Raw genomic sequence first — 15,672 nt, forward strand, 5'->3', positions numbered from 1 at the left:
TCGTGGTTGTTTTTGGATATGTGTGGGCCTCGGGGAGCTGTGCTCTACCCGAGGCCCGTATCGTGTGAAGCGACGACGTGCTACTCTCCCACACCCTAACGAGTGCAGTACCATCGCCGTGCTAGGTCTTAGCTTCCAGGTTCGGAATGGAACTGGGCGTTTCCCCTAGGCTATGGTCGCCGCAAATCTTTGATTATCCACACCCTTTCAAGGGGCATGGGACTGTGGTCGCTTGGGAACCGGACAGTGGACGCTTTGCTATTTCATCGATCGCTGCAGTCAACAAGTGCTCCTTGTCGCCGAGATGATGCCAGAAGGACCTGCACACCCACCCATCCTAGAAGATGAATGGAGTATGATTGCCTTTCGACTGTTAGTACCGGTCAGCTCCGACCCTTGCGGGTCTTCCACATCCGGCCTATCAACCATGTAATCTACATGGAGTCTTCAGAGACTCGAAGGTCTCACGGAATTCTTATCTTGGAGAAGGCTTCCCGCTTAGATGCTTTCAGCGGTTATCCCTTCCGAACGTAGCTAACCAGCCGTGCCGCTGGCGCGACAACTGGCATACCAGAGGTTCGTCCACCCAGGTCCTCTCGTACTATGGGCAGGACTCCTCAAAATTCCAACGAGCGCAGAGGATAGAGACCAAACTGTCTCACGACGTTCTGAACCCAGCTCGCGTGCCGCTTTAATCGGCGAACAGCCGAACCCTTGGGACCTGCTACAGCCCCAGGATGCGACGAGCCGACATCGAGGTGCCAAACCATCCCGTCGATATGGACTCTTGGGAATGATCAGCCTGTTATCCCCGGGGTACCTTTTATCCGTTGAGCGATGCCGCGTCCGTACACCGGCACCGGATCACTATTTCCGACTTTCGTCCCTGCTCGACCTGTCAGTCTCACAGTCAAGCTCCCTTGTGCAATTACACTCAACACCCGATTGCCAACCGGGCTGAGAGAACCTTTGAGCGCCTCCGTTACTCTTTAGGAGGCAACCGCCCCAGTTAAACTACCCGCCAGGCACTGTCCCTGATGTGGATAACACATCGAGGTTAGATATCAAATGAGAACAGAGCGGTATTTCAATTGTCGACTCCACCCAGGCTGGCGCCCAAGCTTCGAAGTCTCCCGCCTATGCTACACAGTTCGCACCTAATACCAATACCAAGGTATAGTAAAGGTCCCGGGGTCTTTTCGTCCTTCTGCGCTTAACGAGCATCTTTACTCGTACTGCAATTTCGCCGAGCTCCTGGTCGAGACAGTGGGGAAGTCGTTACGCCATTCGTGCAGGTCGGAACTTACCCGACAAGGAATTTCGCTACCTTAGGATGGTTATAGTTACCACCGCCGTTTACCGGGGCTTAAATTCACCGCTTCGCCGAAGCTGACGGATCCTCTTAACCTTCCGGCACCGGGCAGGCGTCAGTGCATATACAGCGACTTTCGTCTTCGCATGCACCTGTGTTTTTGGTAAACAGTCGCTACCCCCTGGTCTGTGCCACCCGCTCCAGCTCGCTCCGTGAAGGAGTCCACCAGGACGGGTCTCCCTTATACCGAAGGCACGGGAGTAATTTGCCGAGTTCCTTGACCAGGATTCTCTCGATCGCTTTGGTATTCTCTACCTGACCACCTGTGTTGGTTTAGGGTACGGGCGGCTATGAATCTAGCACCGAAGCTTTTCTTGACAGCCTGGATCACCGGATTCGAGCTAGAAAGCTCCCATCATCACACCTCGGACTTGCACCCGGCGGATTTGCCTACCGGGCATCCTGCGTGCTTGACCACGGAATACCACCTCCGCAGCCGGCTACCATTCTGTGTCACTCCTGTGCTGTCCTACTGTAAGGAAAGGTCGGAACCATGACGCCATCCACAGCCCGAAGGCTGCATCAGACGACACGGGACCTTAGTACTCCAAATCTCGGATTGGGCGATTCAAAGCCGGTAGGAGAATATCAACTCCTTCATCCATTCGACTACGCCTGTCGGCCTCGCCTTAGGACCCGACTAACCCAGGGACGATGAACGTGGCCCTGGAACCCTTAGTCATCCAGCGTGGGAGATTGTCACTCCCATTTCGCTACTCATGTCTGCATTCTCACTTCCGTACAGTCCACGGCCGAGTTCCCTCGCCGCTTCGCCCCGTACGGAACGCTCTCCTACCCATCAGCCACAAGGGCCGATGCCGCGTCTTCGGTGGTGTGCTTGAGCCCCGCTACATTGTCGGCGCGGAACCACTAGACCAGTGAGCTGTTACGCACTCTTTCAAGGGTGGCTGCTTCTAAGCCAACCTCCTGGCTGTCTATGCGACTCCACATCCTTTCCCACTTAGCACACGCTTAGGGACCTTAGACGACGATCTGGGCTGTTTCCCTTTTGACTACGAAGCTTATCCCCCGCAGACTCACTGCCGCAATACGCTTCACAGGTATTCGGAGTTTGGTTGCTGTTAGTACCCTATACGGGCCCGCAAGCATCCAGTAGCTCTACCCCCTGGAAGTAATCAAGCGACGCTGCACCTAAATGCATTTCGGAGAGAACCAGCTATCACGGAATTTGATTGGCCTTTCACCCCTAACCCCAAGTCATCCCCTCAGTTTTCAACCTAAGTGGGTTCGGTCCTCCACGCAGTCTTACCCACGCTTCAACCTGCTCAGGGCTAGATCATCCCGCTTCGGGTCCAGGACATGCGACTAAAACGCCTTTTAAGACTCGCTTTCGCTACGGTTGCCCCACTCGGGTTAACCTCGCCACATATCACTGACTCGCAGACTCATTTTTCGATAGGCACGCCGTCACCCCGAAAGGCTCCGACGGTTTGTAAGCACATGGTTTCAGAAACTATTTCACTCCCCTCCCGGGGTACTTTTCACCTTTCCCTCACGGTACTCGTACGCTATCGGTCAGATAGAAATATTTAGGCTTATCCAACGGTCTGGACAGATTCGCACGGAATTCCTCGAGTTCCGTACTACTTGGGAGAAACGATCGACAGGCAGCATGTCTTCAACTACGGGGCCATCACCCTCTACGGCCAGGTCTTCAATCCTGTTCGTCTATCACACTGCTTTATCACTGCCGCCGGCCATGTCAGCAACCGGACACATCTTCCCACGACACCCAATGCGCAACGCCTGACAGCTATCACGCGCACTCGGTTTAGCCTGATCCGCTTTCGCTCGCCACTACTCACGGAATATCTTTTCCTGCAGGTACTGAGATGTTTCACTTCCCTGCGTAGCCCCCGCATAAAGCGGTACCACCCCATGACGGGCGGTGTGTTTCCACATTCAGAAATCCTCGGATCAAAGCCCTGTTGGCGGCTCCCCGAGGCTTATCGCAGCCTCATACGTCTTTCATCGGTTCTATCTGCCAAGGCATCCACCATATGCCCTTGCAAGCAACACATACGCACAAACATATGCACTGTCACAAGCCTCTACTAGCAAATTCCCAGACAACAAATCATCACACTAATTGATCACAAACGATCGACACAAACTCCAAACGGAGTTCGGTCTGAAATATACAGCAAACAGGGAAAAACCCTGCTTGCTCGCGTCCACTATCCAGTTCTCAAGCCACCACGGCACCACCAGGCCACCCCATCCACAAGGAACGAAGCACCCCAGAAGGCCTCGAATCGCCGAGTGGCAATCCGGGAGCCCAAAAGCGTATCTGCACGAAAGCCAATCACCGTTCCACGCCAGCATGCCCACGCGGCCACCAACATGATGACCCATAGGCTCGTTCGCTACACACGGTAGCAATATTCTCCGTAGAAAGGAGGTGATCCAGCCGCACCTTCCGGTACGGCTACCTTGTTACGACTTAGTCCCAATCACGAGTCTCACCTTAGACGGCTCCCCCCAAAAAGGTTAGGCCACCGGCTTCGGGTGCTACCCACTTTCATGACTTGACGGGCGGTGTGTACAAGGCCCGGGAACGCATTCACCGCGACGTTGCTGATTCGCGATTACTAGCGACTCCGCCTTCATGGAGCCGAGTTGCAGGCTCCAATCCGAACTGAGACCGGTTTTCAGAGATTCGCTCCATGTCGCCATGTCGCATCTCGTTGTACCGGCCATTGTAGCATGCGTGAAGCCCTAGACGTAAGGGGCATGATGATCTGACGTCATCCCCACCTTCCTCCGAGTTAACCCCGGCGGTCCCTTGTGAGTTCCCACCATAACGTGCTGGCAACACAAGGCAAGGGTTGCGCTCGTTGCGGGACTTAACCCAACATCTCACGACACGAGCTGACGACGACCATGCACCACCTGTGAATCGGCCCCGAAGGGAAGCCCCATCTCTGGAGCGATCCGAAACATGTCAAGCCTAGGTAAGGTTCTTCGCGTTGCATCGAATTAATCCGCATGCTCCGCCGCTTGTGCGGGCCCCCGTCAATTTCTTTGAGTTTTAGCCTTGCGGCCGTACTCCCCAGGCGGGATGCTTAACGCGTTAGCTCCGACACGGAACCCGTGGAATGGGCCCCACATCCAGCATCCACCGTTTACGGCATGGACTACCAGGGTATCTAATCCTGTTCGCTCCCCATGCTTTCGCTCCTCAGCGTCAGTAACAGCCCAGAGACCTGCCTTCGCCATTGGTGTTCTTCCCGATATCTACACATTCCACCGTTACACCGGGAATTCCAGTCTCCCCTACTGCACTCTAGCCTGCCCGTACCCGGCGCAGATCCACCGTTAAGCGATGGACTTTCACACCAGGCGTGACAAACCGCCTACGAGCTCTTTACGCCCAATAATTCCGGATAATGCTTGCACCCTACGTATTACCGCGGCTGCTGGCACGTAGTTAGCCGGTGCTTATTCAAAAGGTACACTCACTCTCGCTTGCTCCCAATTAAAAGCGGTTTACAACCCGAAGGCCGTCATCCCGCACGCGGCGTCGCTGCATCAGGGTTTCCCCCATTGTGCAATATTCCCCACTGCTGCCTCCCGTAGGAGTCTGGGCCGTATCTCAGTCCCAATGTGGCCGGTCGCCCTCTCAGGCCGGCTACCCGTCAAAGCCTTGGTGAGCCATTACCTCACCAACAAGCTGATAGGACGCGACACCATCTCATACCGCTAACACTTTCCCGAAAATCCATGCGGAAAATCGGAACATCCGGCATTACCACCCGTTTCCAGGAGCTATTCCAGAGTATGAGGCAGGTTAGTCACGCATTACTCACCCGTTCGCCACTCTCACCACCAAGCAAGCTTGATGGATCCCGTTCGACTTGCATGTGTTAAGCACGCCGCCAGCATTCATCCTGAGCCAGAATCAAACCCTCCACAAAAAAACCATGAAGAGCCAAAAACGACTCTCAAAAATAATTCATATTGACGGATTCGTCAAAAAAAACGAACCACACAAAAAATCGGCAATCATTAAGTCCTCCCAGACACCCAGCAAAACCAGGCTCATGCCGAACTGGCAATTAATTGACTATAAAAAGTAGTACAAATACGCTCTTGAGTTCTCAAACCACCACCACACCAACAAGCTTCGTTCTCTCTCGTGGAGAAGTCCGCCGTATTGAGCAGCGAAGTACAAACATACACTCATTTCGGCTGTTTCGCATCTTGGTGGGCACAGTGAAGCCGAGAACCGTTGCAAATAAACGTTTCTCTCGGCGTGTTGGATTTGAGCATAATCCTACCTACATCTCAGATTACTCCAACTCAAGACCGCTCAGCGGATTGAAATTTCTCCGCTGACGGCGTGTCGTCATCTTCATTATGGCTTCCGGTCGGTTAACGCGGTATTTCCATCATTTGAACTTCATGTCATGCCATTCATAAGAACATTCATAAGAGCCCCGGTATTGCCATACAGAGAAGAAAGCACAGAACTCGCTCTGCTTCCACATCCACTGCGCGGCAGAGAGGCAGAAACGCAGAAACGCAGCGAGGTGGCTACACCTATTCCGTATTCACTTTCCGTATTCACCCCTGCCGAAACTGCGCACACATCAGCGTGGTAAGACTTGAGTATGACTACAAAGATTGCAGTATTGACAGGCGCAGGCATTTCAACGTCAGCCGGCATTCCCGACTTTCGCGGTCCGAATGGCGTGTGGACGAAGCACCCGGAGCAAATGAATGTATATGACATTGATTCATTCCTCTCAGACAAGGAGTCACGCGAATACTCGTGGCGTTGGCAGAAGGAATCTCCAGTCTGGGGGGCACAGCCCGGTGTTGCGCATAAGGCCCTGGCGAAGCTTGAACAGGCTGGACTGCTGACCTTGCTCGCAACGCAGAATTTCGATGCACTGCATGAGAAGGCCGGCAACAGTGCCGATGTCATCGTCAATCTGCACGGAAGCATTGGCACATCACACTGCATGAAATGCGGCGCGGCATATGACACCGCTGACATCATGAACGACCTGGACAACAATCCAGATCCGCATTGCCGTCGCAAGCTGCCGTACAAGAGCAATATGCCATGCAACGGAATCATCAAAACCGATGTCGTCTATTTTGGTCAGGCATTACCGGATGGGGCAATGGAGAAAAGCATGCGGATGGCATCATCCGCAGATGAATTCTGGGTCATCGGTTCGACGCTGGAAGTCTACCCGGCGGCATCACTGGTGCCCGTGGCAGTTCAGGCTGGCGTGCCGGTAACCATCATGAACATGGGCCACACCCAATACGATTCGATTGCATCGCGGCTGATCCATGACCCAATTCAAGATGCCCTTCCGAAGTTGGTTGACGAAACCATTGCCGCAGCCAAAAAGGCCTAAGCAGCGAAGCTCCCTACATTTCTGGTTTGCCGGCCCGCCAATATCCCATGAAAGCCACCGCTGAACGGTTAACGCCGAACTGCTGCACGATCATGCGGCGAAGCGTTCGAATAACCGAAGCCTCACCGGCCATCCACGAGTAGAACGAACGGCCAGTCGCCGATTCCGGCGTCTCCCACAGCAAATCCTTATCGACATCCACATCCTCCAGTGCCGAGGACTGGCTTGCAGCACCGTTCGCCGATGCACGTCCCGGATTGAGCATGGTCTGATTCGTTGCAGCATACTTACGCATGCGCGTTATCAGGCTTGCACCACGCTCGATTGTCGGTTCTGTGGCGTGACAGGACTGTGACCGAGCCACCCAGTCAACGGTGAGGCCCAGATCTTCTGCGTTGCGAAAGCCCTCCGTCTGCTTCAAGGCTGCGATGTCCTCTTGGTACGGGATTTCGAGCAGCACCATGCCCTGACCATGCCAGGATGCCTGGTGAAGCGAACTCAGGATGCCGCCGATGCCTGGCACCGCAGTCTCATCGCCAATCAGCAAGAGATGCTTCGCATCGCCAGGATGAAAATCAATGCCCTCTGCCGAATGAATGGAATGCGCGTCCGGGCCGATGACGAAGATTTCGTCACCCGGCTGTGCCCTCTGCGCGAAGGCACCAGCGGGCCCGGGATTGGCATGCAGCACGCAATCGACGGTGAGCTGACAGGATTGTGGATCGATTGCTCGAATCGTATAAGTTCTCATGGGATTGCGGTCCTTGGGCGGCAGCGCGCACCATCGCTCCCACCACGAACCCTGTTGAACGGCTTGCGGTGAACACATGTCAGGGTCACCCCAGCGGTTCCCATCGAGCGGCAGCAGCAGTTTCATCCTCTGATCGAAGCCGTCCGTTCCAAAGTTAACGAGATCATCGCCTTCGAATACCAGCCTGACAAAGCTTGGCGAAAGCGGGATGCGTTGTGCTACATGCACGCGATACGGCCTTGATCCTGGACGATCATCCTTATCAATCCGCTGAGATGAGACATGGATTGCATTCATAGCTTCTCCTTATCGAGGATTGCGCGCTTTGGAGCCAAAGCATGGCGTGAGTCGGCGATAATCATGGGCGTTTGACTTTCAGGATCCTGGATGATGCGCACATCCATACCGAACACTCGTCTGATTACATCTGGGGTGACGACCTCGCTCGGCGTGCCAAAGGTGTCACACGCTCCATCTTTCATGGCAAGAATCCAGTCGGCGTACCGTGCGGCCAGGTTGATATCATGAATGACCATGATGATGGTGATGCCGTCGATTGCATTTAAATCGGCAAGCAAATCAAGAACTTCAAGCTGATAGGCGACATCGAGATATGTGGTCGGTTCATCGAGAAGAAGAATATCCGTATCTTGAGCCAGCGTAAGAGCAATCCAGGCACGCTGACGCTGACCTCCAGAAAGCTGGTCAACGATGCGATCAGCGAACTCGCCCATATGCGTGACTTCAAGAGCATGCTCGACGGCATCCTGATCCTGCTTGGACCATGATGAACCGAATCTATGATAGGGATATCTCCCTCGTGAAACCAGATCGAACACAGTGATGCCCTCTGGCGCAATGGGCGATTGCGGCAATATACCTAGCTGCGTGGCGATGCGCTTGGTAGGGAGCGTGGCAAGGTCATGGCCGTTGAGAACGACCGTGCCTCCCTGTGGCTTCACCAATCGGGCCAAGGCTCGCAGGAAGGTTGACTTACCGCAGCCATTCGCACCGATTATGGCGCCTATCTGACCACCATGAGCATCAAGATCAACGCCCTTGACCGCAAGATGCTTGCCATAGGCGACACGTATCTTATGAGCCGAAAGACTTGCACGCTCAGATTGCGATTTACCGGAGTTCCGGGGATTCGCTGGAAGCTTCTGCAGTTTCATGGTTACGATTCCTTCCGCATGGACAAGTACATGAGCACGACCAGCACAGGTCCGCCAACGACACTGGTAACCACACCTACCGGGAATTGTGTGCCGGAAGCATGCTGAGCAATGATGTCAGAGCCAAGAACGAGGCAAGACCCCACCAAACCGGATGTGGCAATTGCGGAAGATCCTGAATGAATCAGACGCACGGCGATTGGCCCGGCGAGGAAGGACACGAATGCAATAGGCCCAACGGCACTGGTTGCAATGGACAGCATCAGCACAGCGGTGATGACAATCGCAGCTCTCGAAAGACCAACCCTGACACCAAGCCCGGCAGCAACATCATCTCCAAGACGCAACATATCGAGCTGACGACTTAACGGCATAACTGCAGCAAGGCCAAGGACGAGGGTTATCAAGGTGATGATCACATATGTCCAATCCGAGTCGGCAAGACTGCCGGTAAGCCATCGTGATGCAGATTGAATGTCCCACTGGTCAGCCCGAATCAGCATCCAGGAGCTGACGGCATTGAGCATGGCTCCGATGGCAATGCCAATCAATACCAGCCGCTGAGGGGCAAATCCATGATGGAAGGTGAGCATGGCGACGACAATTGCCGTCGTGAGACCGCCAACGATGGCGAAAACGCTGAGTTCCAGACCAGAAATGCCGAGAACGACGATGCCGAAAACAGCTGCCGTATTCGCACCTTCCGTAATGCCGATGATGTCTGGACTGGCAAGCGGATTATGCAGCAACCGTTGGAAGCTTGCTCCAGCCATCCCGAAAAGCGCACCGCATGCAAAGGCCGTCAACGCTCGCGGCAATCTGATCTCACCTATCACAAAGGTGATGCCACCAGGGGCACGACTCGTGATGACTTTCATCACGTCGTTGAACGTATACAGAGAGTCGCCTGCGATGATGTCAATGTAAAGAAGCGCCAGAGCAAGAACGAGCAGCGATGCAATCACCACTGCGGCACGCTGTGACGATATCCGTGCAGCAAGTGACTTTTCGTCGTGTGTTGGGTTCATGATATCTGCCTTCAGACCTGGCGAAGCATTCGACCGCGAGCAAGCGCGATGAAGCATGGAGCACCGATGATGGCGGTGACAATGCCTACCTCAACGTCGGAGGGACGTGTGAGGATGCGGCCTATGATATCGGCTGCAAGCAGCAAGATTGGGCCGAGAACCGCCGAAGCAGCAAGAATGTGACGATAATCCGAACCGACAAGCAGCCGTGCAGCATGGGGAACGACCAGACCGACAAATCCGATTGGTCCTGCCAGCGATGTCGTTGCAGCCGAAAGCAGCACGGCAGCAATCCAGGCCATGCCGCGAGTGAATTTCACCCGGCTTCCCAATCCTTGTGCGAGTTCATCGCCCATGGCAAGGGCATTGATGCCCGGAATCGTGAGGAGCGCAAGAAGCAAGCCACCCACAAGCAGCGGAAGCACTGGAAGCATCAAGGCAAACCGTGCTCCGGAAAGACCTCCTACCTGCCAGAAGCGATAGGTTGAAATCACCTGAATGCGAGGCAGCAGCAAGGCCGAGGTAAGCGAGGACAGCATGGCGGTGACGACAGCGCCAGCAAGCGTAAGTTTCAAGACCGTGGCACCGCTTGGGCCCATTGAGCCGAGAATCCACACGGCAAGAGCAGCTATCGATGAACCGATCAGAGCCACCCAGACATACTGCCTTGGAGCGCTCAATCCGAAAAACGACATGGAAACCACTACAGCGAAGGCCGCCCCGCTGTTCAATCCAAGAATCGAAGGATCAGCGAGAGGATTTCGCGTCATGCCCTGCATAAGGGTTCCAGCAACAGCGAGCGCAATGCCTGCAAGAATTCCAAGTATCGTCCGAGGAACGCGAAGTCTCACTGCCGCCGCCGAAATGCTGGAATCAGCAGGGTCTGCAAATGCGTGAAACACTTCGTTGACCGGTATGGTTCGAGAACCGATTGCGACGGACACGAGGCATAACACCATGAGCGTGACACATCCCAAGCAGAGAAATAGCGTCAAACGGCCATTTCTTGATCTCGACACGGTATTATTCATTCCCCATCCACAGTCTTATTCGCGAGCATTGCAACATATGTGGCGCTGCGCCTGCACCTCCAGAACGACAGGCAGAACGACGAGCTGGCTCGCACGCTCATCAGATGTTATCCGCTGCCTTCGAAAGAAGTCCGACATATTGATCCACAGTGGCAGGGATCGACAGCGCTGACGGTGCTATGGCGGATTCCAGAGCAGATGAGTTGTCGATGACTACAACGGATCCGCGCTTGACCGCAGGGATCTTACCGATGAGCGGATCGGCCTGAAGTGTTTTGAGCGTCGAGCTATCGCCATAGGTGACGATAATGTCTACGTCGTCGAGTTGGTCAACGTTTTCACTGGAGATGTCTTTGTAGAAGGATTTGGTACTGGCAGAAATCTTCTTCACCGATGCCGGGGTCCGAAGTCCGAGATCGTTGAGGAATCCAGCACGGGTATCGAGTGTGGTGTAGACGCTGACCGTTGAAAGCTTGGTGGTGTCGAAATACATGACCGCAGCCGTTTTGTCCTTGATGTTCGGCTTGGCGTCGACAGCCTTCTTGATGGCAGTTTCATCATCGGCGAGCACCTGCTTGCCCTTGGCTTGCATGTTCAGTGCCTTCGCTGCAATGGTAACGACATCGCGCCAAGGCGTTGCCCAGGCTTCCTTGGGATAGGCCAGCGTTGGAGCGATTTTGCTCAAGGTCTGGTATTGCTGCCGCGTGATGCCGGATTGTGTCGCTACGATCAGGTCTGGATTGCTGGATGCGATGGCCTCCGTATCGATGCTGTCTGATTCATCATGCAGTTTGGGTGCCTTGCTGCCGGTTCCACCAAGCTCCTTCAGCTTTGCGGAAGTCCAGCTGTACATCCCATTCTGGGCATCGCCGTCTGACACTTTTGGCATATCAACTGGAATGACACCGAGCGAAAGCACGGCATCGTAGGTTGTCCATCCAACGGTTGAGATGCGAGTTGGCTTGCTCTTGAGCGTGACGGAACCATAAGTATTCTTGATGGTTATTGGGTATCCGCTTGCGGAATCGGAGTCTTTTGACGACGCGGTTGAACCAGCGGTTGATCCGCATGCCGCCGTAAAGCCCAAGCCCAGTGCCATGATTCCCGCTACGACGAGCCTCAGCGTTTTTCTGGTCTGATTCGTCCTGTTCGGTGCGCTGGTGGAATCGAAGTGAGTCACCTCAGCTTCCTCGGTCGCATTACCTGTGAAATGTACCTGGTCTGCCAAGGACATCAACAGCTCCTCTCTTGTGTTCTTCTTGCCGTGCTCAGTTTCGCGAAATCAGCGTGTATGCGCACTGACGAAAGCATCTCATGTGGTGCCTTGCCACGGATTGCATGGAAAAGTTATCCGCATTCTCTCTGCACCTGCAATGTAGCAAATAAGTCTTGTTTTCAACAGACTTGATTTTTCATGGCAAGCAGGGTAAAGCGGTGACTTCTGGAGATTGGCGCAGACGAAAAACACGCTGATTGGCAGATTGTGGGAGTCATTGTGTGAGCCATTGCGGGAGGCTGCGTCTCAAGTCTTGACATCATGCGGGTGTCGTGACTGGTGCGTGGTTCATAATGTGAGACATGCAATCTGAACTCATTGAGAAGTTTCTCTCGCGAAACCATGTTGAAGATCTGAATAACGCAGCGCAACGGCTTTCGGGTACCGTTCGCCATACGGACATTGTTCCGTCACAGATTTTGAGTGACATGAGCGGTTTCTCCGTTGACCTGAAACCTGAGAACCTGCAGCGCACAGGCTCATTCAAGATCCGTGGTGCGTACAACAAGATTGCGTCATTGCCGCAAAGTCAGCTGGACAAGGGCATCATCACCGCTTCAGCGGGCAACCATGCGCAGGGAGTCGCATACGCGGCACGCGAGCGCGGAGCGAAGGCCACCATCGTCATGCCACAGATCACGCCGCCCCTCAAAGTGGATGCGACGCGAGCCTTTGGTGCCGAAGTGGTGCTCGAAGGCAGTGTATTCGATGAAAGCTTTGCCTATGCGGTTCAACAGGCAGAAGAGCATGACCTCACCTTCGTTCACCCCTTCGATGACTATGACGTCATCTGCGGGCAGGGCACCATCGCCTTGGAAATACTCAATGATGTGCCCGATGTAACCGACATTGTCGTGCCGATGGGTGGTGGCGGTCTGGCCGCAGGCATAGCCATGGCCGTGAAAAGTTTCAAGCCGGGGGTACATGTGATTGGTGCAACCCCGGAAGGTTCTCCCGCCTGGCATGATTCATTTGCTGCGGGGCATGTGGTTGAAGCTCCAAGCGTGAATACATCTGCCGAAGGCGTCGCCGTCAAAAAACCGGGTGATTTGACCTTCAGTCTGCTGAATCAGTATCTCGATGATCTCGTCATGGTGAGCGAACGTGATATTTCCGAGATGATCCTCTTGATGTTGGAGAAGCACAAGCTGGTTGTCGAGGCTGCTGGCGCGGTTTCTCTGGCAGCATTGAACAGGCTCTCCACAAGCCAGGTCTTCCAAAAAGCACCGGGGAAGCATGTCGTCGTTCCCATTCTTTCGGGAGGAAACATTGACACCGTCACGATTGGGGCTGTTATTCAGCGAGGCATGATTTCTCGCGGACGAATCATGCAGTTTGGGGTGGAACTGCCAGACGTGCCGGGGCAGTTGGCAGCCATTGCCAATCTTCTCGCGACGCTCAGGGCCAACGTGATTGAGCTCAACCATGATCAGTTCAAGGCTTCCGGACATTACCGCAACGGAGTGCTGCTTGAGGTCACAGTCGAAACGAACGGGCCGGATCATATCGCACTCATTTTGGATACATTGCGCACCAAAGGCTTCCGGGTACGGCAAGAATACTGATTTTCGCCGCATTGTTGCCTGTTGATTCGCTCATTGTGAACTTCGCAAAGTATCAACGCATATTTTTGGCCTTTTCACGCACCAATTACGCCATTTTTTAGCGTTTGTACTTTGACAAGTTCACAATGAACATAGTTGTTGCGTTATACGCGGTATACGAAAGCTTCCCAAGGGGAAAGTCGGCCGGTCACGAGTGCCGTGGCAGAGTGATCTGCCGAATAATTGCTGATGAGCACGCGATCCTGATCTATCATGCCCTCAGCAACGATCGACCATGACGGGTCAAGACCTATCGTCTTCGCCGTTTCCGGGGGAATCTGTGCTGTTCGACTCGTGAGATTGGCCACTACAACGATGCGGTCAACATCCTCAGAACCGTGGGACACTCCATCTGCATGGCCCGGTATATCGATGAGGGGAATCGAACGAGTAAACGCATACACACGCTGATCGTCCGCGTCAAGCAGGGTGAAATCTCCGGCAGCAACAACGGGATCGCTATGTCGCAGACGAATCATTTCCTTATAGAAGGCAAGCACCGAATTTGGATTATGCTGCTCGTTACGAACATTGATGTATTGCTTGTTGATGTTCACAGGAAGCCACGGGTGCTTATCGCCGTTCGGATTCATGAACCCTGCATACCGACTGCCGTCCCATTGCATCGGCGTGCGAGCATTGTCGCGACTGCGACGACCAAGAGCATCGATCATCTGATCATGGGTGGAAAGATGCATGGAAAGCACGCGCACACGGTAGAGATCAAGGGATTCAATATCGCGATACTGGTCGAGTGCCGTAAACCCGGCATTGGTCATGCCAAGTTCCTCACCTTGATATACATACGGGGTTCCTCGATGCATGTGCAGTATGAGCCCGATGGCCTTCGCTGAGTATTGTCGAAGCTCGTCGTTGGACGTATCTCCCCATCGCGAGACGACCCTGGGTTGATCGTGATTGTTGAAGAAGAGACTGCTCCATCCAACGTCCCTCACTGCATTCTGAGCGCGAGTCATGATCTGTTTGAGAGGCACGATGTTCAAGGGCAGAGGATTCCACTTGCTGCCATTCTCGTCGAACTCAACATGCTTGAAAAGGAAAAGCATATCCAGCTCGCCGTTCGCCGGATCGGTGATATGCCTATCTCTATCAGGAGAGATGCCTGGGGCTTCGCCCACGGTCAGCGTGCCGTCACGCCGGTCAAAAACCTCGTGGCGCATCTGCGAGAGAAACTCATCGAGTCGTGGCCCGTCGGCGGCGACCTTCTGCGAATTGGCATACCCGTCTTCTCCTGGCTCGCCGTCAGGAAGCGTGCCGTCTTCGAGCACAGGTTTCGAAATCAGGGTAATGACATCCATGCGGAAGCCGTCGATGCCACGGTCCATCCACCAGTTCATCATGTCGAAGACGGCTTGCCGTACATTCGGATTCTCCCAATTCAGATCAGGCTGCTTCGGTGAGAATGAATGCAGATAGTATTCGCCACGGTCTGAATCGAACTCCCACGCGGAACCCCCGAAATCAGAACCCCAATTATTGGGTTCGGCGCCAGGAGTGCCGGGGACGTGCCCCTCCTTTGGCGGACGCCACCAATACCAGTCGGTGTATCCATCAAAACTTTTACGGGATGCTTGGAACCACTCATGTTCGTCAGAGGTGTGATTCACCACCAGATCCATGATGATTTTCATGCCGCGTTCATGAACTCCAGCAATCAAATCGTCCATGTCGTAGAGGTTGCCGAAAACAGGGTCAATGTCACGATAATCCGAAATATCGTAGCCATTGTCGTCTTGCGGCGATTTATATACGGGACTTAGCCAGATGACATCGACACCCAGGTCCTCCAGATAATCCAAGCGTGAAGTGATACCGGGAATGTCGCCCATGCCATCGCCGTTGGAATCCTGAAAGCTTCTTGGATATATCTGATACACGACGGCATTCGTCCACCACGGGTTAGGTGTCGCACCATTCGTACGGATTGAATCCGGAAGATATATGCGCTGCTCGTCAGTCATATCCCTCATCTCATAACGGCCTTAGCACCTGGCAGTATTGTCGAAAGTGACGCAACG

General features: G+C 54.0%; 8 protein-coding genes and 3 rRNA genes. 2 read left to right on the plus strand and 9 right to left on the minus strand.

Annotated elements, in window-relative coordinates; all coding sequences use genetic code 11:
* Positions 1 to 67: 67 nt before the first annotated feature.
* The 3 genes from rrf to QN215_RS00015 form a co-directional block, all read right to left on the minus strand.
* Positions 68 to 184 (minus strand): 5S ribosomal RNA (rrf, locus tag QN215_RS00005).
* 168 nt (positions 185 to 352) lie between these two features.
* Positions 353 to 3,413 (minus strand): 23S ribosomal RNA (locus QN215_RS00010).
* A 374-nt stretch (positions 3,414 to 3,787) separates the two neighbouring features.
* A 16S ribosomal RNA gene (locus QN215_RS00015) occupies positions 3,788 to 5,310 on the minus strand.
* The 16S, 23S and 5S rRNA genes sit together here, the layout of an rRNA operon.
* A 696-nt stretch (positions 5,311 to 6,006) precedes the next feature.
* Here QN215_RS00015 and QN215_RS00020 point away from each other — a divergent pair.
* Positions 6,007 to 6,768 carry a Sir2 family NAD-dependent protein deacetylase gene (locus QN215_RS00020; RefSeq protein ID WP_369344150.1) on the plus strand — a complete coding sequence of 254 codons (762 nt, stop codon included), beginning with the start codon at positions 6,007 to 6,009 and terminating at the stop codon, positions 6,766 to 6,768.
* 13 nt (positions 6,769 to 6,781) lie between these two features.
* Here the strand turns inward: QN215_RS00020 and QN215_RS00025 are convergent, their stop codons facing one another.
* The 5 genes from QN215_RS00025 to QN215_RS00045 all read right to left on the minus strand — a co-directional run bounded on the left by QN215_RS00025 (position 6,782) and on the right by QN215_RS00045 (position 11,987).
* The gene (locus QN215_RS00025; RefSeq protein ID WP_369344151.1) at positions 6,782 to 7,816 is read right to left on the minus strand and encodes a siderophore-interacting protein; all 1,035 of its coding nucleotides are present in this window, start codon (positions 7,814 to 7,816) and stop codon (positions 6,782 to 6,784) included.
* Positions 7,813 to 8,694 (minus strand): ABC transporter ATP-binding protein, encoded by an 882-nt coding sequence (locus QN215_RS00030; RefSeq protein WP_369344152.1) that lies wholly within the window; start codon positions 8,692 to 8,694, stop codon positions 7,813 to 7,815. The genes QN215_RS00025 and QN215_RS00030 overlap by 4 nt, the downstream gene beginning before the upstream one ends.
* A gap of 2 nt (positions 8,695 to 8,696) precedes the next feature.
* Positions 8,697 to 9,722 carry a FecCD family ABC transporter permease gene (locus QN215_RS00035; RefSeq protein WP_369344153.1) on the minus strand — a complete coding sequence of 342 codons (1,026 nt, stop codon included), beginning with the start codon at positions 9,720 to 9,722 and terminating at the stop codon, positions 8,697 to 8,699.
* A gap of 11 nt (positions 9,723 to 9,733) precedes the next feature.
* Positions 9,734 to 10,753, minus strand: a complete 1,020-nt coding sequence (locus QN215_RS00040; protein ID WP_369344154.1) for a FecCD family ABC transporter permease — start codon at positions 10,751 to 10,753, stop codon at positions 9,734 to 9,736.
* Positions 10,754 to 10,853: 100 nt separating this feature from the next.
* Positions 10,854 to 11,987, minus strand: a complete 1,134-nt coding sequence (locus tag QN215_RS00045; RefSeq protein WP_369344155.1) for an iron-siderophore ABC transporter substrate-binding protein — start codon at positions 11,985 to 11,987, stop codon at positions 10,854 to 10,856.
* A 344-nt stretch (positions 11,988 to 12,331) separates the two neighbouring features.
* On the opposite strand from QN215_RS00045, the gene ilvA reads away from it, so the two are divergent.
* Positions 12,332 to 13,594: a threonine ammonia-lyase gene (gene ilvA, locus QN215_RS00050; RefSeq protein WP_369344156.1), complete on the plus strand. Its 1,263-nt coding sequence runs from the start codon at positions 12,332 to 12,334 to the stop codon at positions 13,592 to 13,594.
* 143 nt (positions 13,595 to 13,737) lie between these two features.
* On the opposite strand, the gene QN215_RS00055 is transcribed toward ilvA, so the two are convergent.
* Positions 13,738 to 15,615: an alpha-glucosidase gene (locus tag QN215_RS00055; RefSeq protein ID WP_369344157.1), complete on the minus strand. Its 1,878-nt coding sequence runs from the start codon at positions 15,613 to 15,615 to the stop codon at positions 13,738 to 13,740.
* Positions 15,616 to 15,672: the final 57 nt, after the last annotated feature.

The sequence above is a fragment of the Bifidobacterium sp. WK041_4_12 genome (assembly GCF_041080795.1).
Classification (GTDB): Bacteria; Actinomycetota; Actinomycetes; order Actinomycetales; family Bifidobacteriaceae; genus Bombiscardovia; species Bombiscardovia aquikefiricola.

Coding starts and splice junctions, on each gene's coding strand:
- QN215_RS00020 (WP_369344150.1), top strand. CDS start 6,007: ATGACTACAAAGATTGCAGTATTGACAGGCGCAGGCATTTCAACGTCA.
- ilvA (WP_369344156.1), top strand. CDS start 12,332: ATGCAATCTGAACTCATTGAGAAGTTTCTCTCGCGAAACCATGTTGAA.
- QN215_RS00045 (WP_369344155.1), bottom strand. CDS start 11,987: ATGTCCTTGGCAGACCAGGTACATTTCACAGGTAATGCGACCGAGGAA.
- QN215_RS00030 (WP_369344152.1), bottom strand. CDS start 8,694: ATGAAACTGCAGAAGCTTCCAGCGAATCCCCGGAACTCCGGTAAATCG.
- QN215_RS00035 (WP_369344153.1), bottom strand. CDS start 9,722: ATGAACCCAACACACGACGAAAAGTCACTTGCTGCACGGATATCGTCA.
- QN215_RS00040 (WP_369344154.1), bottom strand. CDS start 10,753: ATGAATAATACCGTGTCGAGATCAAGAAATGGCCGTTTGACGCTATTT.
- QN215_RS00025 (WP_369344151.1), bottom strand. CDS start 7,816: ATGAATGCAATCCATGTCTCATCTCAGCGGATTGATAAGGATGATCGT.
- QN215_RS00055 (WP_369344157.1), bottom strand. CDS start 15,615: ATGACTGACGAGCAGCGCATATATCTTCCGGATTCAATCCGTACGAAT.